The sequence below is a fragment of the Nocardioides aquaticus genome (assembly GCF_018459925.1).
In the GTDB taxonomy this organism is placed as follows: domain Bacteria; phylum Actinomycetota; class Actinomycetes; order Propionibacteriales; family Nocardioidaceae; genus Nocardioides; species Nocardioides aquaticus.
This window is the reverse complement of the sequence record NZ_CP075371.1, coordinates 1,048,722-1,071,712: the sequence shown is the minus strand read 5'-3', so window position 1 is coordinate 1,071,712 and position 22,991 is coordinate 1,048,722. Positions and strand designations below refer to the sequence as shown.

Here is a 22,991-nt window from a genome sequence, read left to right as displayed (position 1 = left end):
CTGACGGGCCCCGGCAAGGCTAGCGCCCGCCGAAGGCGACGCCGAGCGCGGACAGCGCGGCCTCTCCCCCGTCGAGCGCGGTCAGCACCCACGCACCGCGCTCGGTGAGCACGAAGGTGTGCTCGTAGTGCGCGGCCCACGAGCCGTCGGCCGTGACCACGGTCCAGTCGTCGTCGAGCACGTCGGTCGCGTCGCTGCCGAGGGTCACCATCGGCTCCACGGCCAGCGCCAGGCCCTCCACGAGGCGCGGGCCCCGCCCGGGACGGCCCAGGTTGGGGACGTCCGGCGGCAGGTGCATGGCCGAGCCGATGCCGTGCCCGGTGTAGTCCGGGACGATCCCGTACGTCCCCTGCGCACGCACGTGGGACTCCACGGCGTGCGAGATGTCGGAGACACGGCCCTGGGGGGTGGCCGCGGCGATGCCGCGCCACATCGCCTCCTCGGTGACCGTCATCAGACGGGCCACGTCCTCGGGCACCGCGCCGAGGGCGACGCTGGTGGCCGCGTCGCCGTGCCAGCCGTCGACGATGGCGCCGCAGTCGATGGAGACGAGGTCGCCCTCGGCGAGCACCCGCGAGCCCGGGATGCCGTGGACCACCTCCTCGTTGACCGACACGCAGATCGAGGCCGGGAACCCCTGGTAGCCCTGGAACGACGGTGTCGCACCGCGCGAGCGGATCGCGTCCTCGGCGATCGCGTCGAGCTCGCCGGTCGTCATCGACGGGCGGGCGTGCTCACGCAGCAGTGCGAGGGTCTCCCCCACGACCAGGCCGGCGCGACGCATCACGTCGACCTGGTCCGGGGTCTTGATCTCCAGGCCCCGACCGAAGAGGCCCACGGCGCTCAGCCCTGCAGGTCGGCGAGCGCGTCGCCGAGACGCTTGGTGACCACGTCGACGTCACCCATGCCGTCGACCTCGACGAGCAGCCCGCGGTCGCGGTAGACGTCGATCAGCGGGGCGGTCTGCTCGCCGTAGACCTCCTGGCGGCGGCGGACGACGTCCTCGGTGTCGTCGCTGCGGCCCTCGGTCTCGGCGCGCTTGACCAGGCGGGCGACGAGCTCCTCGGTGTCCACCGCGAGCACCACCACGGCGTCGAGCTCGTGGCCCAGGTCGGTGAGCATGCCGTCCAGCTCGGTCACCTGCGCCACCGTGCGCGGGTAGCCGTCGAGCAGGAAGCCCGGGGACGCGTCGTCCTCGGCCAGGCGGGCCCGCACCATGGAGTTGGTGACCTCGTCGGGGACGTAGTCGCCGGCGTCCATGTAGCGCTGGGCCTCACGGCCGAGCTCGGTGCCCTCCGACACGTTGCGGCGGAAGATGTCGCCGGTCGACACGGCGGGCACGCCGAGCCGGTCGGCCAGGCGCGCGGCCTGGGTGCCCTTCCCCGCTCCCGGGGGACCCATCAGAACTAGCCTCATGAACGCAGGAATCCTTCGTAGTTGCGCTGCTGCAGCTGGCTCTCGATCTGCTTCACCGTGTCCAGGGCGACGCCGACCATGATCAGGATCGAGGTGCCGCCGAAGGGGAAGTTCTGGTTGGCCCCGATGAGCACGAGCGCGATCAGCGGGATCAGGGCGATGAAGCCGAGGTAGAGCGCGCCCGGCAGCGTGATGCGGGACAGGACGTAGGACAGGTAGTCCTCGGTCGGCTTGCCCGCCCGGATCCCGGGGATGAAGCCGCCGTACTTCTTCATGTTGTCGGCAACCTCGGTGGGGTTGAAGGTGATCGACACGTAGAAGTAGGTGAAGAAGACGATGAGCGCGAAGAAGGTGATCATGTAGATCGGGTGCGCGCCGGTCTCGAAGTAGCGGGACAGGATGCTGACCCACGCGGCGTCGCTGGTCTGGTTGAACTGCACGGCCATGGCCGGCAGGTAGAGCAGCGAGCTGGCGAAGATGACCGGGATGATGCCGGCCTGGTTCACCTTGAGCGGGATGTAGGTCGAGGACCCGCCGAACATCTTGCGCCCGACCATCCGGCGTGCGTACTGCACCGGGATCCGGCGCTGGGCCTGCTCGACGAAGATCACGGCGGCGACCACCAGCAGCCCGACGGCGATGACGAGGGCGAAGACCCACCAGCCCTGGCTGATCCGGACCTGCCAGAGCGCGGAGGGGAAGGTCGCGACGACCTGGCAGAAGATCAGGATGGACATGCCGTTGCCGACGCCGCGGTCGGTGATCAGCTCGCCGAACCACATGATCACCGCGGTGCCCGCGGTCATCGTGATCACCATGACCAGGAAGGTCTGGGTGCCGTCGTCGTGCAGCAGCGGCCGGTCGCAGTTGATCAGGTTGCCCGAGCGGGCCAGCGCCACGATGCCGGTGGCCTGCAGCAGGGCGAGGCCGAGTGTGAGGTAACGGGTGTACTGGGTGATCTTGGTCTGGCCGGCCTGGCCCTCCTTCTTGAGGGCCTCCAGGCGCGGGATCACCACGACCAGCAGCTGCAGGATGATGCTCGCGGTGATGTACGGCATGATCCCGAGCGCGAAGATCGTCAGCTGGAGCAGCGCTCCGCCGGAGAACAGGTTGATCAGGTTGTAGACGCCCTGACTGTTCGTCGGGTCGCCGAGGCAGGCCTGCACGTTGGCCACGTCCACGCCGGGGGCGGGGATCTGGGAACCGGCGCGGAAGACGACCACGATCATGAGGACGAACAGCAGCTTGCGCCGCAGGTCCGGTGTCTTGAAGGCGTTCACGAACGCGCTGAGCACGAGGTCCTCTTCTCTACCAGGCAGACAGGGGGCCGGCACGACCGTCGGCGACCCGCGGCGAGCCTAACAGCCCGGGGTCGGCCGACAGCGTGGACCGGCGAACGCCGACGGGCCCGCCCAGGTCTGCTGGACGGGCCCGTCGCGTGACGTGCGTGTGGTGGTCTCAGACCGTGGTGGTCGAGCCGCCGGCAGCAGCGATCTTCTCCTTCGCCGACGCCGAGAAGGCGTGGGCGGAGACGGAGACCGGGATGCTGATCGAGCCCTCACCGAGGACCTTCACGGGCTGGTTCTTGCGCACGGCGCCGCGCGCCACGAGCTGGTCGACGGTGACGTCGCCCCCCTCGGGGAACAGCAGCCCGATGCGGTCCAGGTTCACGACCTGGAACTCGACCTTGAACGGGTTCTTGAACCCCTTCAGCTTGGGCAGGCGCATGTGGATGGGCATCTGCCCACCCTCGAACGCGACCGGGACCTGGCCGCGGGCCTTGGTGCCCTTGGTGCCTCGTCCGGCGGTCTTGCCCTTGGATGCCTCGCCTCGACCGACGCGGGTCTTGGCCTTCTTCGCGCCGGGCGCGGGGCGCAGGTGGTGAAGCTTCAGCGTCATCTCACTCGCCTCCCTCGATCTCCTCGACCGTCACGAGGTGGCGCACGGTCCTCACCATGCCCCGGAACTCCGGACGGTCCTCCTTGACGACCACGTCACCGATCCGCTTCAGGCCCAGCGAGCGCAACGTGTTGCGCTGGTTGGCCTGGCAGCCGATGGACGAGCGGTCCTGACGAACGCGCAGCTGTCCCATCAGGAGGACACCTCCTCGGAGACGCCCGCGGGCACCTCGTGCTCGGCGCGCAGCAGCGCCGCCGGGGCGACGTCCTCGACGCGCATGCCGCGGCGGGCCGCGACCGTCTCGGGCATCTCCAGCATGCGCAGCGCCGTGACGGTGGCGTGCACGATGTTGATCTGGTTCGACGAGCCGAGCGACTTGCTGAGCACGTCGTGGATGCCGGCGCACTCGAGCACCGCACGCACCGGGCCACCGGCGATCACACCGGTACCGGGAGCGGCGGGACGCAGCAGGACGACGCCTGCGGCCTTCTCGCCCTGGACGGGGTGCGGGATGGTGCCCTGGATGCGGGGGACGCGGAAGAAGCTCTTCTTGGCCTCCTCGACGCCCTTCGCGATCGCGGCGGGCACCTCCTTGGCCTTGCCGTAGCCGACGCCGACCATGCCGTCGCCGTCACCGACGATCACCAGGGCGGTGAAGCTGAAGCGACGACCACCCTTGACGACCTTCGCGACGCGGTTGATCGCCACGACGCGCTCGATGTACTGGCTCTTCTCCGCGCCCTGGCCACGACCGCCGTCGCGACCTCGGCCGCCGCGATCACCGCCGGCGCGCTGTCCGCGCTGGGGTCCGCTCATGAGATTTCCTCTTCCTTGCCTACGTACGTGCAGGTTGCCTGGTTGGTGGCCATCAGAACGACAGCCCACCCTCGCGTGCGCCGTCGGCCAGCGCCGCGACTCGACCGTGGTACTTGTTGCCGGCGCGGTCGAAGACGACCGTCTCGACCCCCTCGGTTTTCGCGCGCTCGGCGACGAGCTCGCCGACGCGCTTGGCCTTGGCGGTCTTGTCGCCCTCGAAGCCACGCAGGTCGGTCTCCATGGTGGAGGCCGAGACCAGCGTGCGGCCCACGAGGTCGTCGACGACCTGGACGGTGATGTGCTTGGAGGAGCGCGTCACGACCAGGCGCGGGCGCTCCGAGGTGCCGGAGATCTTCTTGCGACCGCGCACCTGGCGACGCAGGCGGGACTTGGTCCGCGCCGCGCCGTGCTTGCTCTGCTTCAGCGAGATGGCCATGTCACTTACCAGCCTTTCCGACCTTGCGGCGGATCTGCTCGCCGGCGTAACGGACGCCCTTGCCCTTGTAGGGCTCGGGCTTGCGCAGCTTGCGGATCTTCGCGGCGGTCTCGCCGACGAGCTGCTTGTCGATGCCGGAGACCCCGAGGCGGGTCGGGCCGTCGACGGTGAAGGTGATGCCCTCGGGGGCGTCGAAGACGATCGAGTGGGAGTACCCGAGCTGGAACTCCAGCTGGGTCGGGCCCTTGGGCAGGACGCGGTAGCCGACGCCCACGATCTCGAGCTTCTTCTCGTAGCCGTCGGTGACACCGACGACCATGTTGTTGACCAGGGTGCGGGTCAGGCCGTGGAGCGACCGTGACTCACGCTCGTCGTCGGGGCGCTTGACGTCCAGGACGCCCTCACCCTGCTCGACGGTGATCGGGGCGGCCACCCGGTGCGACAAGGTGCCCTTGGGGCCCTTGACCGTCACCAGGCGGTCGTCGATGTTGACATCCACGCCGGACGGGACCGTGACGGGGAGCTTGCCGATGCGCGACATAGCTGTGTGTTCTCCTTCGTCTCGTGGGTCCGGGTTACCAGACGTAGGCGAGGACTTCTCCGCCCACGCCCTTCTTGTTCGCCTGGCGGTCGGTGAGCAGGCCCTGGCTGGTGGAGATGATCGCCACCCCCAGGCCGCCGAGGACCTTGGGCAGGCCGGTGGACTTGGCGTACACCCGCAGACCCGGCTTGCTGATCCGGCGGAGGTTGGACAGCGCCCGCTCGCGGTTGCGGCCGTACTTGAGGGTGACGGTCAGCGTCTTGCCGACCTCGCCCTCGGCCGGGTCCGCGACGTCGAAGGAGGCGATGTAGCCCTCCTGCAGCAGGATCTCGGCGACCCCCTGCTTGAGCTTGCTGTACGGCATCACGACCTCGTCGTGGAAAGCCTGGTTGGCGTTGCGCAGACGCGTGAGCATGTCTGCGATCGGGTCAGTCATCGTCATGGCCGGGGAGGCCCTTTCTCGGTGTGGTTTCGGGGCGGAGAGGACTCCGTCCCGACCTTCAGCGGTGGTAGGTCTGGGTGTGTCCGGTCACCAGGAGGACTTGGTGACGCCGGGGAGCTCGCCGCGGTGGGCCATCTCGCGCAGGCAGATCCGGCACAGGCCGAACTTGCGGTAGACGGCCTTGGGGCGGCCGCAGCGCTGGCAGCGGGTGTAGCCACGGACCGCGAACTTGGGCTTGCGGGCCGCCTTGACCCTCAGTGCTGTCTTTGCCATGTCAGTCTCCTAGCTCAGCGCTCGGCGAAGGGGAAGCCGAGCTGCTTGAGCAGCGAGCGTCCCTGGTCGTCGTTGGTCGCGGTGGTCACCACGGTGATGTCCATGCCCCGGGACCGGTCGATCTTGTCCTGGTCGATCTCGTGGAACATGACCTGCTCGGTCAGACCGAAGGTGTAGTTGCCGCGGCCGTCGAACTGGCGCGGCGAGAGGCCGCGAAAGTCGCGGATGCGGGGCAGGGCCAGCGAGAGCAGCCGGTCCAGGAACTCCCACATCCGGTCGCCACGCAGCGTCACGTGGGTACCGATCGGCATGCCCTCACGCAGCTTGAACTGCGCGATCGACTTGCGGGCCTTGGTGACCGACGGCTTCTGGCCGGTGATCGCGGTGAGGTCGCGCACGGCGCCCTCGATCAGCTTCGAGTCGCGAGCGGCCTCGCCGACACCCATGTTGACCACGATCTTGGTCAGGCCGGGCACCTGCATGACGTTCTTGATGTCGAACTCGGTCTGCAGCGCGGGGAGGATCTCCTCGCGGTAGCGGGTACGCAGACGCGGCGGGACCTTCGCGGAGATCTCCGGTGCGGACTCGGTCTCGGTCGTGGACATCAGATCTCCTCCCCCGTCTTGCGCGAGATGCGCACGCTGCGGTGGCCGGTGTAGGTGGAGCCGTCGGGACGGCGCTTGGTGACCTCGTCGCGGCGGTAGCCGACGCGGGTAACGCCGTCACCCTCGACGAGCATCACGTTCGAGACGTGGATGGGCGCCTCGGCGGTGATGATCCCGCCGGTGGTGCCGGCGCGACCGCCGGCGTTGACGACCTTGGTGTGCTTCTTGATCCGGTTGACGCCCTCGACGATCACCCGGTCCTGCTCACGCAGGACGGAGATGACCTTGCCCTCGGCGCCCTTGTCCTTGCCCGCGATCACCTTGACGGTGTCGCCCTTCTTGATCTTCAACTTCTTCGTCATGCTCAGAGCACCTCCGGCGCGAGGGAGACGATGCGCATGAAGCGCTTCTCGCGCAGCTCGCGGCCGACGGGACCGAAGATGCGGGTGCCTCGCGGCTCGCCGTCAGCCTTCAAGATCACCGCGGCGTTCTCGTCGAATCGGATGTAGGACCCGTCGGACCGGCGGCGCTCCTTGACGGTGCGCACGATGACGGCCTTGACGACGTCGCCCTTCTTCACGTTGCCACCGGGGATGGCGTCCTTGACCGTGGCGACGATGGTGTCGCCGATTCCGGCGTAGCGGCGCCCGGAGCCGCCGAGCACGCGGATGCAGAGGATCTCCTTGGCACCCGTGTTGTCGGCGACCTTGAGCCGCGACTCCTGCTGGATCATCAATTTCTCCTGGTTGTCGGACCGGTTCTCGGCACCCTCACGGGGCTACGAGCCTGGCCGAACGGATGGATGCTTACTTGGCGCGCTCGACGACGGACACGACGCGCCAACGCTTGGTGGCCGACAGCGGGCGGGTCTCCATGATCTGGACCCGGTCACCGACCTGGCACTCGTTGGTCTCGTCGTGCGCCTTCAGGCGCGAGGTCTGCCGCAGCACCTTGCCGTAGAGCGCGTGCTTGACGCGGTCCTCGACGGCGACGACGACGGTCTTGTCCATCTTGTCGGACACGACGAGACCGACGCGCACCTTGCGGGTGCTGCGCTGGGCCGTGGCCTGCTCGGTGGTCTGGTCGCTCATGCGCTGGCCTCTTCCTCGTCCGTGCCCGGGGCGGTCCGGATGCCGAGCTCGCGCTCGCGCACCACGGTGTAGATACGGGCGATGTCCTTCTTGACGGTGCGCAGCCGGCCGTGGCTCTCCAGCTGGCCGGTGGCCGCCTGGAAGCGGAGGTTGAACAGCTCCTCCTTGGCCTCGCGCAGCTTGGCCTCGAGGTCGACGGCGTTGAGCTCGTCGAGCTCGTGGGCCTGGGTCTGCTGAGCCATCAGAACTCACCAGCCTCTCGCGTGATGAAACGGCACTTCATGGGCAGCTTGTGCATGGCACGGCGCATGGCCTCGCGGGCGACGTCCTCGGGGACGCCGGACAGCTCGAACATGACCCGGCCGGGCTTGACGTTGGCGATCCACCACTCCGGCGAGCCCTTGCCCGAACCCATGCGGGTCTCGGCGGGCTTCTTGGTCAGCGGGCGGTCGGGGTAGATGTTGATCCACACCTTCCCGCCGCGCTTGATGTGGCGGGTCATCGAGATACGCGCCGACTCGATCTGGCGGTTGGTCACGTAGTGACCCTCGACGGCCTGGATGCCGAAGTCACCGAACGCGAGCTTGGTCCCGCCCTTGGCCGCACCGGTCCGCTTGGGGTGGTGCTGCTTGCGGTGCTTGACACGACGAGGCATCAACATGGCTCAGGCCTCCGTTGCAGGGGTCTCGGCGGCCGGGGCACCCGCGGTGGCGGGAGCCGGCTCGGTGGCGGGGGCGGGCGCGTCGGTGCGGTCCGAACGGGCCGGACGGTCGGCGCGCGTGCTGCGCGTGGGGCGCTCGCCGCCACGACCGGCGGCACCGCCGCGGGCTCCGCCGCGACCGGGGACACCGGCGCGGGCAGCGGCCTGCGCCTGGCGCTCGGCACGGGAGCCGGCGACCTCGCCCTTGTAGATCCAGACCTTCACACCGATGCGACCGAAGGTCGTCCGGGCCTCGTAGAAGCCGTAGTCGATGTCGGCGCGCAGCGTGTGCAGCGGGACGCGACCCTCGCGGTAGAACTCGGTGCGCGACATCTCGGCGCCGTTCAGGCGGCCCGAGCACTGCACGCGGATGCCCTGGGCACCCGAGCGCATCGCGGTCTGCATCGCCTTGCGCATCGCACGACGGAACTGCACGCGACCGGCGAGCTGCTCGGCGACGCCCTGCGCGACGAGCTGGGCCTCGACCTCGGGGTTCTTGACCTCGAGGATGTTCAGCTGCACCTGCTTGCCGGTGAGCTTCTCGAGCTCGCCGCGGATGCGGTCGGCCTCGGCGCCGCGGCGACCGATGACGATGCCGGGGCGGGCGGTGTGGATGTCGACGCGCACCCGGTCACGGGTCCGCTCGATCTCGACCTTGGCGATGCCGGCGCGGTCCATGCCCTTGGAGAGCAGCTTGCGGATCGCGACGTCCTCGCCGACGTAGGCCTTGTACAGCTTGTCGGCGTACCACCGCGACTTGTGGTCGGTGGAGATGCCGAGGCGGAAGCCGTTCGGGTTGATTTTCTGGCCCATCAGGCCGTCCGTCCCTTCTTGGCGCCGCGGCTGGCAGCGACCACGGAGGCCGGCTGCACCGCGAGGGTGATGTGGCTGGTGCGTTTGTTGATCCGCGTCGCCCGGCCCTGGGCCCGGGGGCGCCAGCGCTTCATCGTCGGACCCTCGTCGACCCGGCACACCGAGACGACCAGGTCGTCGGCGGGCAGGCCCTCGGTGGTCTCGGCGTTGGCGATCGCGCTCTCCAGCACCTTGTAGACCGTCTCGGACGCCGACTGCGGGGCGAACCGCAGGATGGCGCGGGCCTCGTCCACGGGAAGGCCGCGGACCAGGTCGACGACCCGGCGTGCCTTCATCGGGGCGATGCCGTTGAAACGTGCGGTCGCGAAGGCGCCCGGCTGGTCGCCGAGCAGCGACTCGCGACGGGCGCTCGTGCGCCTGCGCTCGGTAACGCTCATGGCTCGTTGTCTCCAGTCTCGTCGGGGTCGCGCCGCGTCAGCGGCGGCGGCCCTTCCGGTCGTCCTTGGCGTGCCCGCGGTAGGTGCGGGTCGGGGCGAACTCGCCCAGCTTGTGACCGACCATGGAGTCGGTCACGAAGACGGGGACGTGCTTGCGCCCGTCGTGCACGGCGATCGTGTGCCCGATCATGGTCGGCACGATCATCGAGCGGCGCGACCAGGTCTTGATCACGTTGTGGCTGCCCTTGTCGTTCTCGGCGTCCACCTTCTTCTGAAGGTGGTCGTCGACGAAGGGGCCCTTCTTCAGGCTGCGAGGCATCTCGTTACTTCCCTACTCAGCGCTTCTTGCCGGTCTTGCGGCGGCGGATGATCTGGGCGTCGCTGCTCTTGCGCTTGCGCGTACGACCCTCGGGCTTGCCCCAGGGCGAGACCGGGTGGCGACCACCGGAGGTCTTGCCCTCGCCACCACCGTGCGGGTGGTCGACGGGGTTCATGACGACACCACGGACAGTGGGGCGCTTGCCCTTCCAGCGCATGCGCCCGGCCTTGCCCCAGTTGATGTTCGACTGCTCGGCGTTGCCGACCTCACCGACGGTGGCGCGGCAGCGCACGTCGACGAAGCGCATCTCGCCCGAGGGCATCCGCAGCGTGGCTCGGGAGCCCTCACGGGCGACCAGCTGGGCGCTGATGCCGGCGGAGCGGGCGATCTTCGCACCGCCGCCGGGACGCAGCTCCACGCAGTGGATCGTGGTGCCGACCGGGATGTTGCGCAGCGGCAGGTTGTTGCCGGGCTTGATGTCGGCGTTCGGGCCGGACTCCACCGCGGTGCCCTGGCCGAGGTCGCGAGGCGCCACGATGTAGCGCTTCTCGCCGTCGGCGTAGTGCAGCAGCGCGATGCGCGCGGTGCGGTTGGGGTCGTACTCGATGTGCGCGACCTTGGCCGGCACGCCGTCCTTGTCGTAGCGACGGAAGTCGATGATGCGGTAGGCACGCTTGTGCCCGCCGCCCTGGTGCCGGGTGGTGATCCGGCCCTGGTTGTTGCGACCGCCCTTCTTGGGCAGCGGTCGCGTCAGCGACTTCTCCGGCGTGGTCCGGGTGATCTCGACGAAGTCGGCGACCGACGAGCCACGACGGCCCGGGGTGGTCGGCTTGTACTTGCGGATAGCCATGTCTTAAGTCCTCGTATCCAGCTGCCCGGTCAGGAGACCGGACCCCCGAAGATGTCGATGCGGTGGCCCTCGGCGAGGCTGACGATCGCGCGCTTGGTGTCCTTGCGCTTGCCCATGCCGTAGCGGGTGCGGCGCGTCTTGCCGGCGCGGTTGAGCGTGTTCACCGAGGTCACCTTGACGTCGAAGATCTTCTCGACGGCGATCTTGATCTCGGTCTTGTTCGCGTCCGGGCGCACCAGGAAGGTGTACTTGTTCGCGTCCAGGAGCCCGTAGCTCTTCTCGGAGACCACGGGGGCGAGCAGCACGTCGCGGTGGTCCTTGTGCAGGGTGCTCACTTCGAGGCCTCCTCGGTCGTGGCGCCGGTCCGGCTCGCGCCGGCGACGAAGGCGTCGTAGGCGCCCTGGGTGAAGACGATCTCGTCGCTGGCCAGCACGTCGTAGGTGTTGACCTGGTCCGAGAAGAGCAGGTGCGCCTCGGGCGCGTTGCGCAGCGAGAGCCAGGTGAGGCGGTCGGTGCGCTCGAGCACGACCAGGAAGCGGCGACGCTCGCTGATCTCGCGCAGCGCGGCGGAGGCCAGCTTGGTGGAGGGCTTGTCGCCACCCACCAGGGACTCGACCACGTGGATGCGACCGTCCCGGGCCCGGTCCGAGAGGGCACCGCGCAGGGCGGCGGCCTTCATCTTCTTGGGGGTGCGCTGGTCGTAGGACCGCGGCTGCGGGCCGTGCACCGTGCCACCGCCGACGAACTGGGGCGCGCGGATCGAGCCCTGGCGGGCGCGACCGGTGCCCTTCTGGCGGTAGGGCTTCACGCCACCGCCCCGCACCTCGGCGCGGGTCTTGGTGGCGTGCGTGCCCTGGCGGGCCGCGGCCTGCTGGGCGACGACGACCTGGTGGATCAGCGGGACGTTGACCTTCGCGTCGAAGATCTCCGCCGGCAGGTCGACCTTGACGGTCTTGACAGCCATGGTCAGGCCTCCTGGGTGAGCTTGGCGGCCGAGCGGAGGACGAGGAGTCCGCCGCGGGGGCCGGGGACGGCGCCCTTGAGCAGGATCAGGCCCTTCTCGGCGTCGACCGCGTAGACGGTCAGGTTCTGGGTGGTGACGGTGTCGCTACCCATCCGGCCGGCCATCCGCGTGCCCTTGAAGACACGGCCCGGGGTGGCGCAGGCGCCGATCGAGCCGGGCTTGCGGTGGTTGCGGTGGGCACCGTGCGAGGCACCGACGCCGTGGAAGCCGTGACGCTTCATCACACCGGCGTACCCCTTGCCCTTGCTGGTGCCGGTCACGTCGATGACCTCGCCCACGGCGAAGGTGTCGACGGCCAGCTCCTGGCCCACGGTGTAGGTGGAGGCGTCCGCGGTGCGGATCTCCACCACGTGGCGGCGCGGGGTGGTGCCGGCCTTGGTGAACTGTCCGGCCTGCGGCTTGTTGACCTTGCGGCCCTCGATCTCGCCGAAGCCGACCTGGATGGCGTTGTAGCCGTCGTTCTCGGGTGCCCGGACCTGGGTGACGACGTTGGTCGCGGCGGAGACCACGGTCACCGGCACGATCTTGTTGTTCTCGTCCCAGAGCTGGGTCATGCCGAGCTTGGTGCCCAGCAGTCCCTTGACGTTGCGCTCGATAGTCATGTCGCTGTCCTCGAACTCAGAGCTTGATCTCGATGTCGACGCCCGCCGGGAGGTCGAGTCGCATGAGCGAGTCGACCGTCTTCGGCGTGGGGTCGATGATGTCGATCAGCCGCTTGTGGGTGCGCATCTCGAAGTGCTCGCGCGAGTCCTTGTACTTGTGGGGCGAGCGGATGACGCAGTACACGTTCTTCTCGGTCGGCAGCGGCACGGGGCCGGCGACCTGGGCGCCCGTACGGGTCACCGTGTCCACGATCTTGCGCGCCGAGGTGTCGATCACCTCGTGGTCATAGGCCTTGAGCCTGATGCGGATCTTCTGTCCCGCCATAGGTCTCTCTCGTCCTTTTCACTCGCTCGTGCCCTGCTTGGTTCGGGACGTCCTCCGGCTTGAGTCGGTCCCACCCGGTCGCCTCCCACCTGCGTCCGACCCCCGCGGTCGGGCGTGTCGCTCAGACTTCGAGCAAACAGGACCGAGGTCCGGGGTCATCTGCCTGTGGTGGCCGACGGGGTTCGTGTCGGCCTGGTCGGGTCCCCCCGGCGACGCCGGCACGTGCCAGACACCGACCACGTGACACCGGCCCGTGAGGGCGACGATGTCGGGAGACGCGATTCAGGAGTCAAGATGTGCGGCGCCGCGGCGAAACCTGCCGTGGCAACCGAACTATCTTGACAGATCCCCCCGAGGGCCACAAATCGGGCCGCCCGGGTGCCGCTGATCGGCACCGGTCGAGACCGATCCTGCCCGATCCCGCCGGCTCCGCCCCCCGGCACGGACCGACCTGAGAGGATCCTGGCACCGACCGGGCCAGCCGCGTCGTCGGCCCCGGGACCGGTCCCGGGCGCGTGGCTGGGAGAAGGGGTGCCATGTCCGACCACGGGTCCGTCCCGCCTCCGGGGCAGCAGCCGTACGGCCAGCAGCCTCCCCCGGGGTGGCAGCCGTACGGGCAGCAGCCGCCCCCGGGCTGGCAGCCCCCGGCGGGGCCCCCGTACCCCCAGCAGCCGTACCCCCAGCAGCCGGCGGGCCCCGGGTGGCAGCCCGGCCCGGGGATGCTCGGGGCGGCCCACAAGCCCGGCGCGGTCCCGCTGCGCCCGCTCGGCCTCGGTGACATGTTCGACGGCGCGTTCCGGATCATCCGGTTCAACCCGCGCGCGACCGTGCTCGCCGCGCTGCTGGTGGCCGTCGTGGCGATGGCGGTCCCCCTGGTGGCGACGTCGGCCATCACGGCGTCGGTCGGCACGTCGGTCGACCCCACCACCGGGCTGCCGTCCGGCGGGCTGAGCACGAGCCTGGTGGCCTATGTCGCCTCGCAGGCCGTGGGCGTCGTGCTGCTGCAGGTCGGCCTGCTGCTGGTGACCGGGCTGATCGCGCACGTGACCCACCAGGCGGCCGTCGGGCGCCGGATCGGCCTGGGCGAGGCGTGGGCCATGACGCGGGGTCGCCGCTGGCGCCTCGTGGGGCTGGTGGTGCTGGTCGCGCTGGCCTACGTGCTCGCCTACGGGTTGTGGGGGTCCACCATCGTGGGGCTCGTCGTCGCAGGCGCCGGGACGGCGCTGGTCGTCGGCTACGCCGTCCTGTCGGGCCTGCTCCTGGTCGTCGCGTCGGTTTTCCTCTACGTCCGCGTCGTGCTGCTGGCCACGCCCGCGCTGGTGCTCGAGCGGATCGGCATCGGCAGCGCCCTGGCGCGCAGCTGGCGGCTCAGCCGGCGGCAGTTCTGGCGGGTCCTCGGGATCTCGCTGGTCACCTCGATCGTGGTCGGGATCGCGGGCTTCGTGGTGTCCCTCCCGGTGGAGATCGTCGCGCAGGTCCTCAGCTTCGCGACCCCGGAGTACGCCCTGCTCCTCGGCGTGGCGAGCCAGGCGCTCGGCACCGTGCTCTCCACCGCCTTCACCTCCCCCTTCACCGCCGTCGTGACCACGCTGCAGTACCTCGACCAGCGGATGCGCAAGGAGGCCTACGACGTCACCCTGATGTCGGAGGCCGGGATCACCGGGGCCTAGCGGGTGCTGCGCTCCGCTCCCCCGCTGGACCCCTCCGGGGACGAGGGCCGCTCGCTGCTGCGTCGCGAGCTGCTCGAGCCCCGCTACCGCGAGGACCCGATCAGCACCGTGCTGGGCTGGATCGGGCGCCGGCTCGACGCCGGCCTGCAGGCCGCCGAGGGCGTCCCGGCGGTGTCGGCCCTGGTGGCGATGGTCCTGCTGGTCCTGCTCGTCATCGCCCTGGCGCTGCTGGCCTCCCGTGCTCGCCGCACCGCCCGGGTGCGCGCCGCGACCGGTGACGTGATCGCGACCGGACCGGTGGGGTCCGCACAGCTGCGCGCCCGGGCCGAGCAGCTCCTGGCGGACGGGGAGAGCGCCGAGGCGCTGGTCGAGGCGTTCCGCGCCCTGGCCCGGCGCCAGGTCGAGCAGGGTGCGCTGAGCGACGACCCGGGGGCCACGGCGCGCGAGGTCGTGGCCGACCTGACCGGGGGGCCGTCCGGCACCGGACCGGGCACCGCGGCGACCGGCCGGCTCACGCGGGCGGCCGAGCTGTTCGACGCCGTGCTCTACGGCGGCCTGCCGGCGACCGCCGAGCAGGCCCGCGACGTCCTGGCCCTCGACGACGAGCTGGGAGGGGTGCGGCGGTGAGCGCGGTCCAGGGCACGGCGACCGGCGCCTCCCCCGGCGCGACCCCGGGCCCCGGCACGACCCGGTCGTGGTGGCGGCGCCGGCGCGGCACCGTCCTGCTGGCGCTCGTGGTCCTGCTGCTGCTCGCGGTCGTCGTGGCGCTGAGCGGCGACCCGGAGACCACCACCCCGCTCGACCCGGACAACCCCGGCCGGGAGGGGACGGCGGCCCTGGTCGAGGTCCTCGCCGAGCAGGGCGTCGAGGTCGAGGTGGTCCGCGACGCGGCCGCGCTGGAGGCCGCCGAGGTCACGACCACCACCACCGTGGTCGTCTCCTCCACCGACGACCTCGGCCGGAGCACCGTCGAGCGGCTGCGCGAGCACGCCCGCCCCGGCCTCCTCGTGCTGCTCGAGCCGGGCCCGGCGGCCAGCGGGGCGCTGGGCACCCCGCCGGGGATCTCGGTCCCCGGCGGCGGGCCCGTCCCGGCCGCCTGCAGCGCGCCCGGGGCGGCCGGGAGCACCGGCGACCGCCTCGACGACCTCTCGCTGGAGGTGGACGCGGCCACCGCCTTCCCCGGCCCGGGCTGCTTCCCCGACGGCTCCGGGGGCCACCTGCTGGTCGGCGACGACGGGGAGGTCGTCCTCGGCGCGGCGCAGGCGCTGACCAACGAGCAGGTGCTGCGCGCCGACAACGCCGCGCTCGCGCTGCGCCTGCTGGGCGGCGGCGACCGCCTGGTCTGGTACGTCCCCGACCTGACCGACCTCGCCCCCGGCGACGCCGTCTCCGTGCGCTCCCTGCTGCCGCCCTGGCTGCTGCCGGGCCTCGTCCTGGGGCTGGTCGCGATGCTCGCGGTCGCGCTCTGGCGCGGGCGGCGCCTCGGCCCCCTGTCGGTCGAGGCGCTGCCGGTCGTCGTCCGCGCGGTCGAGACGACCCGCAGCCGCGGGCGGCTCTACCGCAGCGCCGGCGACCGGCCGCACGCGGCCACGGCGCTGCGGGCCGCCGCCCGGGCCCGCCTGGCCGAGCGGCTCGGTCTCGGCGCCGCCGGTGGCGGCGCCGACCGGGTCGAGCCCCTGGTCCGCGCCGTGGCCACCGCGACCGGGCAGGACGCCGGTCGGGTCGCGGCGCTGCTGGACCCGGACGCCCCGACGCCCACCACCGACCACGACCTGATCACGCTGGCCCAGGACCTGGACCGGCTCGACCGAGAGGTACGCCACCCGTGAGCACCAGCCCCGAGCACGACCCGACGGCACCCCCGACCCCGCAGGTCCCCGCCGACCCCCAGCAGGCGACCCGTCCGACGCCGCCGCCGGCCCACCCGGAGGCCCGGGAACGCCTGGCCGCCGTCCGGGCCGAGGTCGCCAAGGCCGTCGTCGGGCAGGACGCCGCGGTGTCGGGGCTGCTCGTCGCGCTGCTGTGCGGCGGCCACGTGCTGATGGAGGGCGTGCCCGGCACGGCCAAGACGCTGCTGGTCCGCTCGCTGGCCGCCAGCCTGTCGGTCCGCACCAGCCGGGTGCAGTTCACCCCCGACCTGATGCCCGGCGACATCACCGGGTCGATGGTCATCGACTCGGGTGCGGGCGCGCTGAGCTTCCGCGAGGGCCCGGTCTTCACGAACCTGCTGCTGGCCGACGAGATCAACCGGACCCCGCCCAAGACGCAGTCGGCGCTGCTGGAGGCGATGGAGGAGGGCCAGGTCTCGGTGGACGGCGTCTCGCGCCCGCTGCCCCGTCCGTTCCTGGTCGCGGCCACCCAGAACCCCGTCGAGCACGAGGGCACCTACCCGCTGCCGGAGGCCCAGCTGGACCGGTTCCTGCTCAAGGTGGTGCTGCCGATCCCCGGGCGCGAGGACGAGATGGAGATCCTTCGCCGCCACGCGGACGGCTTCGACCCCCGGGACGTCGCCGCGGCCGGCGTCCGTCCGGTGGCCGGCGCCGAGGACGTGCTGGCCGGCCAGCAGGCGGTGACCCGGGTGCAGGTCGCGCCGGAGGTCGCGGGCTACGTCGTCGACATCGCCCGGGCCACCCGGCAGTCGCCGTCGCTGGGCCTGGGGGTCAGCCCCCGCGGCGCCACCGCGCTGCTCCGCGCCGCGCGGGCCTGGGCCTGGCTGACCGGGCGCGGCTACGTGACGCCCGACGACGTGAAGGCGCTGGCGCACGCCACGCTCGTGCACCGGCTGGCGCTGCGACCCGAGGCCGAGCTCGAGGGCGTCGACGTGGGAGCGGTGCTCGGCTCCGCGCTGGCCTCCGTGCCCGTCCCCCGCTGAGCATGGCGCTCTCGGGACGGGTCCCGCTGCTGGTGCTGCTGGGGCTGCTGCCGCTGGTGCTGCGCCCCTCGGCCTCCACGCTGTGGCTGTGGCTGCTCGTGGTGGCCGTGGTGTGCGCGGTCGACCGGTACGCCGCCCCCCGCCCGTCGACGGTCGTGCTGGAGCGCGCCGAGGTCGGCCCCGTCCGGCTGGGCCACCCCACCGCGACCGAGGTGCTGGCGCGCAACCCCGGCACCCGTCGGCTGCGGCTGCTGGTGCGCGACGCCTGGCCGCCCAGCGCCGGCGCCGGCGACGACCGGCACCTGGTCGACCTGCGACCCGGGGCCGCGCTGCGGCTGCGCACCGCGCTGCAGCCGACCCGCCGCGGCGACCTCCGTGCGCTGGGCGTGACGGTCCGCTCGCGCGGCCCGCTCGGGCTGGTGGCACGCCAGGCCACCCTCGACGTGCCGGGGACCGTGCGCTCCCTGCCGCCCTTCGACTCGCGCAAGCACCTCCCCTCGCGGCTCGCCCGGCTGCGCGAGCTCGACGGCCGCGCCGCCGTGCGCGTGCGCGGGCAGGGCACCGAGTTCGACTCGCTGCGGGAGTACGTCCGCGGCGACGACGTGCGCTCGATCGACTGGCGCGCCAGCGCCCGCAACCGCGACGTCGTGGTCCGCACCTGGCAGCCCGAGCGCGACCGGCGCGTGGTGCTGGTGCTCGACACCTCGCGCACCTCGGCCGGGCGGGTCGACGACGTGCCGCGGCTGGACTCCGCGATGGACGCCGCGCTGCTGCTCGGGGCACTGGCCGCCCGCGCCGGCGACCGGGTCGACCTCGTCGCCGGCGACCGCCGGGTCCGCGCCCGCCTGCGTACCGCCGGGACGCGGGAGGTGGTCGGGCGGATGCAGGACGTCCTGGCCGACCTCGAGCCGGTCATCGCCGAGGCCGACTGGCGCTCGCTGGCCGGCGCCGTGTCGGCCCTGGGCCGCCAGCGCGCCCTGGTCGTGCTGCTGACCCCGCTCGAGCCGGCCGCGGTCGAGCAGGGCCTGCTGCCCGTGCTGCCCGTGCTGACCGCGCACCACCGGGTCGTGGTGGCCTCGGTGCGCGACCCCGAGCTCGAGCGGATGGCGCGCCGCCGCGACGACGTGGGCGAGGTCTACGCCGCGGCCGCCGCCGAGCAGGAGCTGCGCCGACGCGTCCGCACCGCCGAGCTGCTCGCCGGCCTCGGGGTCCACGTAGTCGACGCCGACGCCGAGCACCTCCCCCCGGCCCTGGCCGACCACTACCTGTCGTTGAAGGCCCGCGGCCTGCTCTGACGAGGTGACGCTCCCGACCGGCCGAGATGACGCTCGCGGCGCCTCGAGGTGACGCTCGCGGCGCCCGGACCGTCCCTCAGTCGACCGCGCGGCGGCGGAAGCCGCGCAGGCCGACCGCGGTGAACAGCACCAGGAAGCCCACGCAGGCCAGCAGGCACACCCACGCCGGGATCGACTCGACCTGCGGCACCATCTGGCCGCGGACCAGCTCGCTGACGTACGTCAGGGGGTTGAGCGCGCAGACCACCTGGAACCACCGCAGGCCGTCGAGCTGGCTCCACGGGAACTGGGTCGAGCCGGTGAACAGCAGCGGCGTCAGCACGACCGCGAAGACCACGTTGATCTTCGACGCGGTGACCAGCGTGCCGAGGACCAGCCCGAGCGCGGCCCCGACCAGGGAGCCGAGGACCAGCCCGAGCGAGACCAGCGGCACCGCCGCCCAGGTGATCGGCACCGAGCCCAGGATCAGCAGCCCGAGCGGGAACATCATCGCCGAGGCGATCAGCCCGCGCAGGGTCGCGAAGACGATCTTCTCGACCGCCACCAGGGACGTCGGCAGCGGTGCGAGCAGCCGGTCCTCGATCTCCTTGGTGAAGGAGAAGTCGATGACCAGCGGCAGCGCGGTGTTCTGGAGCGCAGTCAGGAAGCCGGTGAAGGCGATCACGCCCGGCAGCAGGACCAGCTCGAACCCGCCCTGGACGTAGCCGAGGTCGCCGAGGACCTTGCCGAAGACGAACAGCAGGAAGATCGGCTGCAGCAGCACCTGGGCCAGGAAGCTGCCCAGCTCGCGTCCGGTGACGAAGACGTCGCGTCCCAGCAGGCCAAGGAACGCCTTCCCGACCGACGGGCTGCGTGGGGCCGCCGGCACCAGTGCGGCGGCCTCGGGTTCCGTGGGCGCGGTCATCGCAGGTCCCTCCCGGTGAGCGAGATGAAGACGTCCTCGAGGGTCGGCTCGCCCAGGGCCACCGACAGCAGCCGCGCGCCGTGCCGCTCGACCGCCTCCGCGGCGGACCCGAGCACCGACGCCCCGGGCACGTCGAGGTAGAGCCGTACCCGCAGGTCCCGCTCCCCCGGCGGCCGGGCGGCGTCCCCGCCCACGTCCTCCACCCGTCGTACGCCGGTCAGGCCGCCCAGCGCGTCGCGCAGGTCGGGCTCCCGGGCGGCGGCGACGTCGCCCAGCACGAGGTCGACCGTGGAGTCCCCGGGCAGCGTGCGGGTCAGGGCGTCGGGCGTGTCCAGGGCGAGCAGGGTGCCGTGGTCCATGATCCCGACCCGGTCGCTGATCTCGGCGGCCTCGTCCATGTCGTGGGTGGTGACCACCACGGTCGTCCCGGCGGCGCGGAGCTCGCGCACCTGGTCCCAGACGAAGAGCCGCGCCTGCGGGTCCAGCCCCGTGCTCGGCTCGTCGAGGAACAGCACCTGCGGCCGGTGCATCAGCGCGCGGGCGATCAGCAGGCGCTGCGCCATCCCCCCGCTGTAGTTGTCGACCTTGTCCTTGCCGCGGTCGCCCAGGCCCATCCGCTCGAGCAGCTCGTCGGCCCGTCGGCCCCGCTCGGCCCGTCCCATCCCGTGGTAGGCGGCGTGGAAGAGCAGGTTCTGCCGGGCGTTCAGCGACCGGTCGAGGTTGGGCCGCTGGGGCACGACCGAGATCACGGTGCGCGCCCGGACCGGGTCCGCCGCCACGTCCACGCCGCCGACCCCGGCGTAGCCCGAGGTCAGCGCCACCCGGGTGGTCAGGATCCCGATCGTGGTGGTCTTCCCCGCGCCGTTGGGCCCGAGCAGCCCGAAGATCTCCCCGGGTGCGACGGCGAAGGAGACGCCGTCGACGGCGTTGGTCGGGCGCTTCGGGTAGCGCTTGACGAGGTCGCGGACCTCCACGGCGGCCCCGGGCGATGGGGCGCTGGGGTCAGGCACGCGTGGCCACCGTGTCCTCGAGCAGGTCGGCGCCGAGGTCGCCGGTGTGGCCGCGGCGGACGGCGGCCCGGCCGAGGACGAAGACGTAGGCCAGGAAGACCAGCTCGGCCAGCACGCCGATCGCCAGGCGGGCCCAGGTGGGCAGTCCCGAGGGCGTCACGAACCCCTCGATCAGCCCGCTGACGAGCAGCACCCCGACCAGGCCGAGGGCCACGGTCGCGGCGGTACGCCCCTCGCGGGCCATCGAGCGGCTCCGGCTCAGGCTGCCCGGGGACACCCAGGACCAGAACAGCCGCAGCCCGACCCCGGCGGCCACGAAGACCGCGGTGAGCTCCAGCAGCCCGTGCGGCAGCAGCAGGCCCCAGAACTGCAGGCCCGCGTCGTTGCGCGTCATGATCGCGCCGATCACCGCCAGGTTGGCCATGTTCTGGAACAGCAACCAGAGCACGGGCAGGCCGAGCACCCCGAGCGCGAGGCACAGCGCGGTCACCCAGGCGTTGTTGACCCAGACCTGGGTGGCGAAGCTGCCCGCGGCGTACTGGCTGTAGTAGCCCGCGAAGTCCTCCTGCACCAGCTGGTCGATCTCGGCCGGGCTGAGCAGGCTCTGCTCGACGTCGGGGTGCGCCAGCAGCCACAGCATCATCACGCCGGTCACCACGACGTTGCCGGCCAGGCAGCCCAGCCACCACCAGCGCAGCCGGTAGAGCGCAGCCGGGAACCGTTCGGTCACGAAGCTGCGCACGGCCCGCCAGGTGCCGACCCGGGTGCCCGCGGCCCGGGTCCGCGCCCGGGCGAGCAGCACCGACAGGTAGGCCACGACCTGGGCGTCCGGCGCCTGCGTGCGCACCACGGAGAGGTGGGTGGCGACGCGCTGGTAGGCCTCGACCAGCTCGTCGGCCTCGGCACCGGTCAGCCTGCCGCGCCGGGTGAGCTGCTCGAGACGCTGCCACTGGCCGGCGTGCTCGAGCACGTACGCGTCGAGGTCCACGCCGCTAGCCTAGGTCCACCATGTCGACGCCCGCAGGCCCTCCGGCCGGACCCGCCACCGCGCCCCGCGCGCCCGAGCTCGCCACCGTCACCAGCGACGACCTGGTCACCGGCGAGGCCGTGGCGCTCGACCTCCCGCCGGCCGGCCTCGGGGCGCGGATCGCGTCCGGGACGATCGACCTGGTGGTCGCGCTGGTGCTGCTGCTGGTGGCGCTGTTCGTCTTCACGCTGGCCGCGCTGCAGACCGACGAGGCCCTGCTGACCGTGGCCTCGATCGGCACCCTCGTGTCGGTGCTGCTGGTCTTCCCGACCACGATGGAGACCCTCACCCGGGGCCGCACGCTGGGCAAGCTCGCCCTGGGGCTGCGCACCGTGCGCGACGACGCCGGGCCGATCTCCTTCCAGCACGCGTTCACCCGGTCGCTGATCGGCGTCGTGGAGCTCTACGTGCTGCTCGGCACCCCGGCGTTCTTCACCGCGCTGGTCAACGGTCGCGGCAAGCGGCTCGGCGACCTGGCGGCCGGCACGTACGTCGTGCGCGACCGGTTCCGGCTCAGCCTGCCCGCGCCGCCGGCGATGCCGCCGCCGCTGGCCGGGTGGGCCCGCGCGGCCGACGTGTCCGCCCTGCCGACCGGCCTCGCGCTCGCCGTCCGGCAGTACCTCGGGCGGCTGGCCACCATGGACCCGGTCTCCCGCACCCGCGTCGGTGACGCGCTGTGGGCGCAGGTCGCGCCGTACGTCGCCCCGCCCCCGCCGGCCGACGCGCCGCCGGCGGCCGTGCTGGCCGCCGTGGTCGCGACCAGGCGCGAGCGCGACCAGGCGCGGCTGGGCCGTGAGCGGGCCTTCCGCGAGCGGCTGACCCGTCAGCGGGCGGTGTAGGCCAGGTCGGTGATCGCGCGCCCGACGTCGAGGCCCTTGCGCTCGAACCGGGTCACCGGCCGCTCGTCCCACCGCTCGACCACGCCCCCGACCAGCCCGGGCTCGGCGTCGAGCACCTCGCGCATCTGGGTGGCGTAGTCGCCCCAGTCGGTGGCCAGGCGCCAGGTCCCGCCACGGACCAGCCGGTCGGCGACCATCCGGGCGAAGTCCGCACGGACCAGCCGACGCTTGTGGTGGCGGGTCTTGGGCCACGGGTCGGGGAAGAACGTCCAGACCTCCTCGAGGCTGCGCGGGGGCACCCGGTGGGCGAGGGTCCAGGCGGCGTCGAGGGTGCAGAGCCGTACGTTCTCGGCGCCGACGTCCGCGAGCTTCCAGAGCGTGTCGGCCACCCCGGGGTTCCAGACCTCGAGGGCGAGCACGTCGACCTCGGGACGGGTCGCGGCCAGGGCGGCGGTGGCCTCCCCCACGCCCGAGCCGATCTCCACGACCATCGGGCCCCGGCGCCCGAACGCCTGCTCCCAGGCGAACCCGTCGGCGGCCACGGTCTCCTCGGCGAGGACCCACCGGTGGTGGTGGAGGTCCCAGGCGGCCTGCTGGCGCGGGGTGAACCGGGCCCCGCGGCGCGAGTAGCTGAGGACCTCCCGCATCCGCCGACCGTCCTCGGTGAGCTTGTGGTGCGGACGCGGAGGCGTGGCGTGCTCGGTCATCTGGCTCCTCACGGGGCGGGCGTGCTGCTCGGGCGGCGTACGGGCGGGACGTCGTACGGGGCGGGACGCACGAGAGGC

Annotated in this window: 33 protein-coding genes and 1 pseudogene; 6 read left to right on the top strand and 28 right to left on the bottom strand. The window is 72.1% G+C overall.

Going from position 1 to position 22,991, the window contains the following annotated elements; genetic code table 11:
• Window positions 1-19: 19 nt before the first annotated feature.
• The 24 genes and pseudogenes from map to rpsJ all read right to left on the bottom strand — a co-directional run bounded on the left by map (window position 20) and on the right by rpsJ (window position 12,589).
• Window positions 20-838: a type I methionyl aminopeptidase gene (gene map, locus ENKNEFLB_RS05260; RefSeq protein WP_214058228.1), complete on the bottom strand. Its 819-nt coding sequence runs from the start codon at window positions 836-838 to the stop codon at window positions 20-22.
• 5 nt (window positions 839-843) lie between these two features.
• Complete coding sequence (locus ENKNEFLB_RS05255) at window positions 844-1,416, bottom strand: adenylate kinase (protein WP_214058227.1); 573 nt, start codon at window positions 1,414-1,416, stop codon at window positions 844-846.
• Window positions 1,413-2,711, bottom strand: coding sequence for a preprotein translocase subunit SecY (secY, locus tag ENKNEFLB_RS05250; protein WP_214058226.1), 1,299 nt, complete (start codon window positions 2,709-2,711; stop codon window positions 1,413-1,415). The genes ENKNEFLB_RS05255 and secY overlap by 4 nt, the downstream gene beginning before the upstream one ends.
• 163 nt (window positions 2,712-2,874) lie before the next feature.
• Window positions 2,875-3,315, bottom strand: a complete 441-nt coding sequence (gene rplO, locus ENKNEFLB_RS05245; protein ID WP_214058225.1) for a 50S ribosomal protein L15 — start codon at window positions 3,313-3,315, stop codon at window positions 2,875-2,877.
• A 1-nt stretch (window position 3,316) separates the two neighbouring features.
• Window positions 3,317-3,508: a 50S ribosomal protein L30 gene (gene rpmD / locus ENKNEFLB_RS05240; RefSeq protein ID WP_160005411.1), complete on the bottom strand. Its 192-nt coding sequence runs from the start codon at window positions 3,506-3,508 to the stop codon at window positions 3,317-3,319.
• The gene (gene rpsE, locus ENKNEFLB_RS05235; RefSeq protein WP_160005409.1) at window positions 3,508-4,131 is read right to left on the bottom strand and encodes a 30S ribosomal protein S5; all 624 of its coding nucleotides are present in this window, start codon (window positions 4,129-4,131) and stop codon (window positions 3,508-3,510) included. Before rpsE ends, rpmD begins: the two co-directional genes overlap by 1 nt.
• Before the next feature lie 52 nt (window positions 4,132-4,183).
• Window positions 4,184-4,567 (bottom strand): 50S ribosomal protein L18, encoded by a 384-nt coding sequence (rplR, locus tag ENKNEFLB_RS05230; RefSeq protein WP_214058224.1) that lies wholly within the window; start codon window positions 4,565-4,567, stop codon window positions 4,184-4,186.
• 1 nt (window position 4,568) lies between these two features.
• Window positions 4,569-5,108: a 50S ribosomal protein L6 gene (gene rplF, locus ENKNEFLB_RS05225; RefSeq protein WP_214058223.1), complete on the bottom strand. Its 540-nt coding sequence runs from the start codon at window positions 5,106-5,108 to the stop codon at window positions 4,569-4,571.
• A gap of 34 nt (window positions 5,109-5,142) precedes the next feature.
• Window positions 5,143-5,550 carry a 30S ribosomal protein S8 gene (gene rpsH / locus ENKNEFLB_RS05220; RefSeq protein WP_160005403.1) on the bottom strand — a complete coding sequence of 136 codons (408 nt, stop codon included), beginning with the start codon at window positions 5,548-5,550 and terminating at the stop codon, window positions 5,143-5,145.
• Between the two features lie 87 nt (window positions 5,551-5,637).
• Window positions 5,638-5,823 carry a type Z 30S ribosomal protein S14 gene (locus ENKNEFLB_RS05215; RefSeq protein ID WP_028636399.1) on the bottom strand — a complete coding sequence of 62 codons (186 nt, stop codon included), beginning with the start codon at window positions 5,821-5,823 and terminating at the stop codon, window positions 5,638-5,640.
• A 14-nt stretch (window positions 5,824-5,837) separates the two neighbouring features.
• Window positions 5,838-6,428 (bottom strand): 50S ribosomal protein L5, encoded by a 591-nt coding sequence (rplE, locus tag ENKNEFLB_RS05210; RefSeq protein ID WP_214058222.1) that lies wholly within the window; start codon window positions 6,426-6,428, stop codon window positions 5,838-5,840.
• Window positions 6,428-6,790: a 50S ribosomal protein L24 gene (rplX, locus tag ENKNEFLB_RS05205; protein WP_214058221.1), complete on the bottom strand. Its 363-nt coding sequence runs from the start codon at window positions 6,788-6,790 to the stop codon at window positions 6,428-6,430. The genes rplE and rplX overlap by 1 nt, the downstream gene beginning before the upstream one ends.
• A 2-nt stretch (window positions 6,791-6,792) precedes the next feature.
• A complete protein-coding gene (gene rplN, locus ENKNEFLB_RS05200) occupies window positions 6,793-7,161 on the bottom strand; it encodes a 50S ribosomal protein L14 (protein ID WP_214058220.1) in 369 nt (122 codons plus the stop codon).
• Window positions 7,162-7,234: 73 nt separating this feature from the next.
• Window positions 7,235-7,519, bottom strand: a complete 285-nt coding sequence (rpsQ, locus tag ENKNEFLB_RS05195) for a 30S ribosomal protein S17 (RefSeq protein ID WP_160005397.1) — start codon at window positions 7,517-7,519, stop codon at window positions 7,235-7,237.
• Entirely contained in the window at window positions 7,516-7,761 is a 246-nt protein-coding gene (rpmC, locus tag ENKNEFLB_RS05190; protein WP_160005395.1) for a 50S ribosomal protein L29, read from the bottom strand. Before rpmC ends, rpsQ begins: the two co-directional genes overlap by 4 nt.
• Window positions 7,761-8,180, bottom strand: coding sequence for a 50S ribosomal protein L16 (rplP, locus tag ENKNEFLB_RS05185; protein WP_214058219.1), 420 nt, complete (start codon window positions 8,178-8,180; stop codon window positions 7,761-7,763). The genes rpmC and rplP overlap by 1 nt, the downstream gene beginning before the upstream one ends.
• A 3-nt stretch (window positions 8,181-8,183) precedes the next feature.
• Window positions 8,184-9,032, bottom strand: a complete 849-nt coding sequence (gene rpsC, locus ENKNEFLB_RS05180; RefSeq protein ID WP_214058218.1) for a 30S ribosomal protein S3 — start codon at window positions 9,030-9,032, stop codon at window positions 8,184-8,186.
• Window positions 9,032-9,469 (bottom strand): 50S ribosomal protein L22, encoded by a 438-nt coding sequence (rplV, locus tag ENKNEFLB_RS05175; RefSeq protein WP_160005390.1) that lies wholly within the window; start codon window positions 9,467-9,469, stop codon window positions 9,032-9,034. Before rplV ends, rpsC begins: the two co-directional genes overlap by 1 nt.
• A gap of 37 nt (window positions 9,470-9,506) precedes the next feature.
• A complete protein-coding gene (rpsS, locus tag ENKNEFLB_RS05170; protein WP_160005388.1) occupies window positions 9,507-9,788 on the bottom strand; it encodes a 30S ribosomal protein S19 in 282 nt (93 codons plus the stop codon).
• Window positions 9,789-9,804: 16 nt separating this feature from the next.
• Window positions 9,805-10,638, bottom strand: a complete 834-nt coding sequence (gene rplB / locus ENKNEFLB_RS05165; RefSeq protein ID WP_214058217.1) for a 50S ribosomal protein L2 — start codon at window positions 10,636-10,638, stop codon at window positions 9,805-9,807.
• 29 nt (window positions 10,639-10,667) lie between these two features.
• Window positions 10,668-10,973 carry a 50S ribosomal protein L23 gene (rplW, locus tag ENKNEFLB_RS05160; RefSeq protein WP_160005384.1) on the bottom strand — a complete coding sequence of 102 codons (306 nt, stop codon included), beginning with the start codon at window positions 10,971-10,973 and terminating at the stop codon, window positions 10,668-10,670.
• A gap of 32 nt (window positions 10,974-11,005) precedes the next feature.
• A pseudogene (rplD, locus tag ENKNEFLB_RS05155) lies at window positions 11,006-11,602 on the bottom strand (50S ribosomal protein L4); the annotation flags it as partial.
• A gap of 2 nt (window positions 11,603-11,604) precedes the next feature.
• Window positions 11,605-12,264, bottom strand: a complete 660-nt coding sequence (gene rplC / locus ENKNEFLB_RS05150; protein ID WP_214058215.1) for a 50S ribosomal protein L3 — start codon at window positions 12,262-12,264, stop codon at window positions 11,605-11,607.
• Window positions 12,265-12,280: 16 nt separating this feature from the next.
• Window positions 12,281-12,589 carry a 30S ribosomal protein S10 gene (gene rpsJ, locus ENKNEFLB_RS05145; RefSeq protein ID WP_026877498.1) on the bottom strand — a complete coding sequence of 103 codons (309 nt, stop codon included), beginning with the start codon at window positions 12,587-12,589 and terminating at the stop codon, window positions 12,281-12,283.
• 536 nt (window positions 12,590-13,125) lie between these two features.
• On the opposite strand from rpsJ, the gene ENKNEFLB_RS05140 reads away from it, so the two are divergent.
• The 5 genes from ENKNEFLB_RS05140 to ENKNEFLB_RS05120 all read left to right on the top strand — a co-directional run bounded on the left by ENKNEFLB_RS05140 (window position 13,126) and on the right by ENKNEFLB_RS05120 (window position 18,426).
• Entirely contained in the window at window positions 13,126-14,259 is a 1,134-nt protein-coding gene (locus ENKNEFLB_RS05140) for a glycerophosphoryl diester phosphodiesterase membrane domain-containing protein (RefSeq protein ID WP_214058214.1), read from the top strand.
• Between the two features lie 3 nt (window positions 14,260-14,262).
• Complete coding sequence (locus ENKNEFLB_RS05135) at window positions 14,263-14,886, top strand: DUF4129 domain-containing protein (protein WP_214058213.1); 624 nt, start codon at window positions 14,263-14,265, stop codon at window positions 14,884-14,886.
• Window positions 14,883-16,088: a DUF4350 domain-containing protein gene (locus ENKNEFLB_RS05130; protein ID WP_214058212.1), complete on the top strand. Its 1,206-nt coding sequence runs from the start codon at window positions 14,883-14,885 to the stop codon at window positions 16,086-16,088. Before ENKNEFLB_RS05135 ends, ENKNEFLB_RS05130 begins: the two co-directional genes overlap by 4 nt.
• A gap of 113 nt (window positions 16,089-16,201) precedes the next feature.
• The gene (locus ENKNEFLB_RS05125; protein ID WP_214059330.1) at window positions 16,202-17,131 is read left to right on the top strand and encodes an AAA family ATPase; all 930 of its coding nucleotides are present in this window, start codon (window positions 16,202-16,204) and stop codon (window positions 17,129-17,131) included.
• A gap of 2 nt (window positions 17,132-17,133) precedes the next feature.
• Window positions 17,134-18,426 carry a DUF58 domain-containing protein gene (locus ENKNEFLB_RS05120; RefSeq protein WP_214058211.1) on the top strand — a complete coding sequence of 431 codons (1,293 nt, stop codon included), beginning with the start codon at window positions 17,134-17,136 and terminating at the stop codon, window positions 18,424-18,426.
• A gap of 76 nt (window positions 18,427-18,502) precedes the next feature.
• Here ENKNEFLB_RS05120 and ENKNEFLB_RS05115 read toward each other — a convergent pair whose 3' ends face one another.
• The 3 genes from ENKNEFLB_RS05115 to ENKNEFLB_RS05105 are packed head-to-tail and all read right to left on the bottom strand — an operon-like array spanning window position 18,503 to window position 21,328.
• Window positions 18,503-19,330, bottom strand: coding sequence for an ABC transporter permease (locus ENKNEFLB_RS05115; protein ID WP_214058210.1), 828 nt, complete (start codon window positions 19,328-19,330; stop codon window positions 18,503-18,505).
• Window positions 19,327-20,340, bottom strand: a complete 1,014-nt coding sequence (locus tag ENKNEFLB_RS05110; RefSeq protein WP_214058209.1) for an ABC transporter ATP-binding protein — start codon at window positions 20,338-20,340, stop codon at window positions 19,327-19,329. The genes ENKNEFLB_RS05115 and ENKNEFLB_RS05110 overlap by 4 nt, the downstream gene beginning before the upstream one ends.
• On the bottom strand, window positions 20,333-21,328 hold the full coding sequence (locus ENKNEFLB_RS05105) for a stage II sporulation protein M (RefSeq protein ID WP_214058208.1): 996 nt from the start codon (window positions 21,326-21,328) through the stop codon (window positions 20,333-20,335). The genes ENKNEFLB_RS05110 and ENKNEFLB_RS05105 overlap by 8 nt, the downstream gene beginning before the upstream one ends.
• A 20-nt stretch (window positions 21,329-21,348) precedes the next feature.
• Here ENKNEFLB_RS05105 and ENKNEFLB_RS05100 point away from each other — a divergent pair, with 20 nt between their 5' ends.
• Window positions 21,349-22,206 carry an RDD family protein gene (locus ENKNEFLB_RS05100; RefSeq protein WP_214058207.1) on the top strand — a complete coding sequence of 286 codons (858 nt, stop codon included), beginning with the start codon at window positions 21,349-21,351 and terminating at the stop codon, window positions 22,204-22,206.
• Here ENKNEFLB_RS05100 and trmB read toward each other — a convergent pair.
• The gene (trmB, locus tag ENKNEFLB_RS05095) at window positions 22,191-22,913 is read right to left on the bottom strand and encodes a tRNA (guanosine(46)-N7)-methyltransferase TrmB (RefSeq protein ID WP_214058206.1); all 723 of its coding nucleotides are present in this window, start codon (window positions 22,911-22,913) and stop codon (window positions 22,191-22,193) included. The genes ENKNEFLB_RS05100 and trmB overlap by 16 nt on opposite strands.
• Window positions 22,914-22,991: the final 78 nt, after the last annotated feature.

Coding starts and splice junctions, on each gene's coding strand:
- ENKNEFLB_RS05115 (WP_214058210.1), bottom strand. CDS start 19,330: ATGACCGCGCCCACGGAACCCGAGGCCGCCGCACTGGTGCCGGCGGCC.
- rplX (WP_214058221.1), bottom strand. CDS start 6,790: ATGACGAAGAAGTTGAAGATCAAGAAGGGCGACACCGTCAAGGTGATC.
- rplO (WP_214058225.1), bottom strand. CDS start 3,315: ATGACGCTGAAGCTTCACCACCTGCGCCCCGCGCCCGGCGCGAAGAAG.
- rplB (WP_214058217.1), bottom strand. CDS start 10,638: ATGGCTATCCGCAAGTACAAGCCGACCACCCCGGGCCGTCGTGGCTCG.
- rplC (WP_214058215.1), bottom strand. CDS start 12,264: ATGACTATCGAGCGCAACGTCAAGGGACTGCTGGGCACCAAGCTCGGC.
- rpsQ (WP_160005397.1), bottom strand. CDS start 7,519: ATGAGCGACCAGACCACCGAGCAGGCCACGGCCCAGCGCAGCACCCGC.
- rplR (WP_214058224.1), bottom strand. CDS start 4,567: ATGGCCATCTCGCTGAAGCAGAGCAAGCACGGCGCGGCGCGGACCAAG.
- ENKNEFLB_RS05255 (WP_214058227.1), bottom strand. CDS start 1,416: ATGAGGCTAGTTCTGATGGGTCCCCCGGGAGCGGGGAAGGGCACCCAG.
- ENKNEFLB_RS05100 (WP_214058207.1), top strand. CDS start 21,349: ATGTCGACGCCCGCAGGCCCTCCGGCCGGACCCGCCACCGCGCCCCGC.
- rplN (WP_214058220.1), bottom strand. CDS start 7,161: ATGATCCAGCAGGAGTCGCGGCTCAAGGTCGCCGACAACACGGGTGCC.
- rplV (WP_160005390.1), bottom strand. CDS start 9,469: ATGAGCGTTACCGAGCGCAGGCGCACGAGCGCCCGTCGCGAGTCGCTG.
- rpmD (WP_160005411.1), bottom strand. CDS start 3,508: ATGGGACAGCTGCGCGTTCGTCAGGACCGCTCGTCCATCGGCTGCCAG.
- rplF (WP_214058223.1), bottom strand. CDS start 5,108: ATGTCGCGCATCGGCAAGCTCCCCGTCACGGTCCCGTCCGGCGTGGAT.
- rplE (WP_214058222.1), bottom strand. CDS start 6,428: ATGTCCACGACCGAGACCGAGTCCGCACCGGAGATCTCCGCGAAGGTC.
- ENKNEFLB_RS05140 (WP_214058214.1), top strand. CDS start 13,126: ATGTCCGACCACGGGTCCGTCCCGCCTCCGGGGCAGCAGCCGTACGGC.
- rpsE (WP_160005409.1), bottom strand. CDS start 4,131: ATGAGCGGACCCCAGCGCGGACAGCGCGCCGGCGGTGATCGCGGCGGC.
- rpsH (WP_160005403.1), bottom strand. CDS start 5,550: ATGACGATGACTGACCCGATCGCAGACATGCTCACGCGTCTGCGCAAC.
- ENKNEFLB_RS05120 (WP_214058211.1), top strand. CDS start 17,134: ATGGCGCTCTCGGGACGGGTCCCGCTGCTGGTGCTGCTGGGGCTGCTG.
- rplP (WP_214058219.1), bottom strand. CDS start 8,180: ATGTTGATGCCTCGTCGTGTCAAGCACCGCAAGCAGCACCACCCCAAG.
- rpsJ (WP_026877498.1), bottom strand. CDS start 12,589: ATGGCGGGACAGAAGATCCGCATCAGGCTCAAGGCCTATGACCACGAG.
- trmB (WP_214058206.1), bottom strand. CDS start 22,913: ATGACCGAGCACGCCACGCCTCCGCGTCCGCACCACAAGCTCACCGAG.
- rpmC (WP_160005395.1), bottom strand. CDS start 7,761: ATGGCTCAGCAGACCCAGGCCCACGAGCTCGACGAGCTCAACGCCGTC.
- rpsS (WP_160005388.1), bottom strand. CDS start 9,788: ATGCCTCGCAGCCTGAAGAAGGGCCCCTTCGTCGACGACCACCTTCAG.
- ENKNEFLB_RS05215 (WP_028636399.1), bottom strand. CDS start 5,823: ATGGCAAAGACAGCACTGAGGGTCAAGGCGGCCCGCAAGCCCAAGTTC.
- rpsC (WP_214058218.1), bottom strand. CDS start 9,032: ATGGGCCAGAAAATCAACCCGAACGGCTTCCGCCTCGGCATCTCCACC.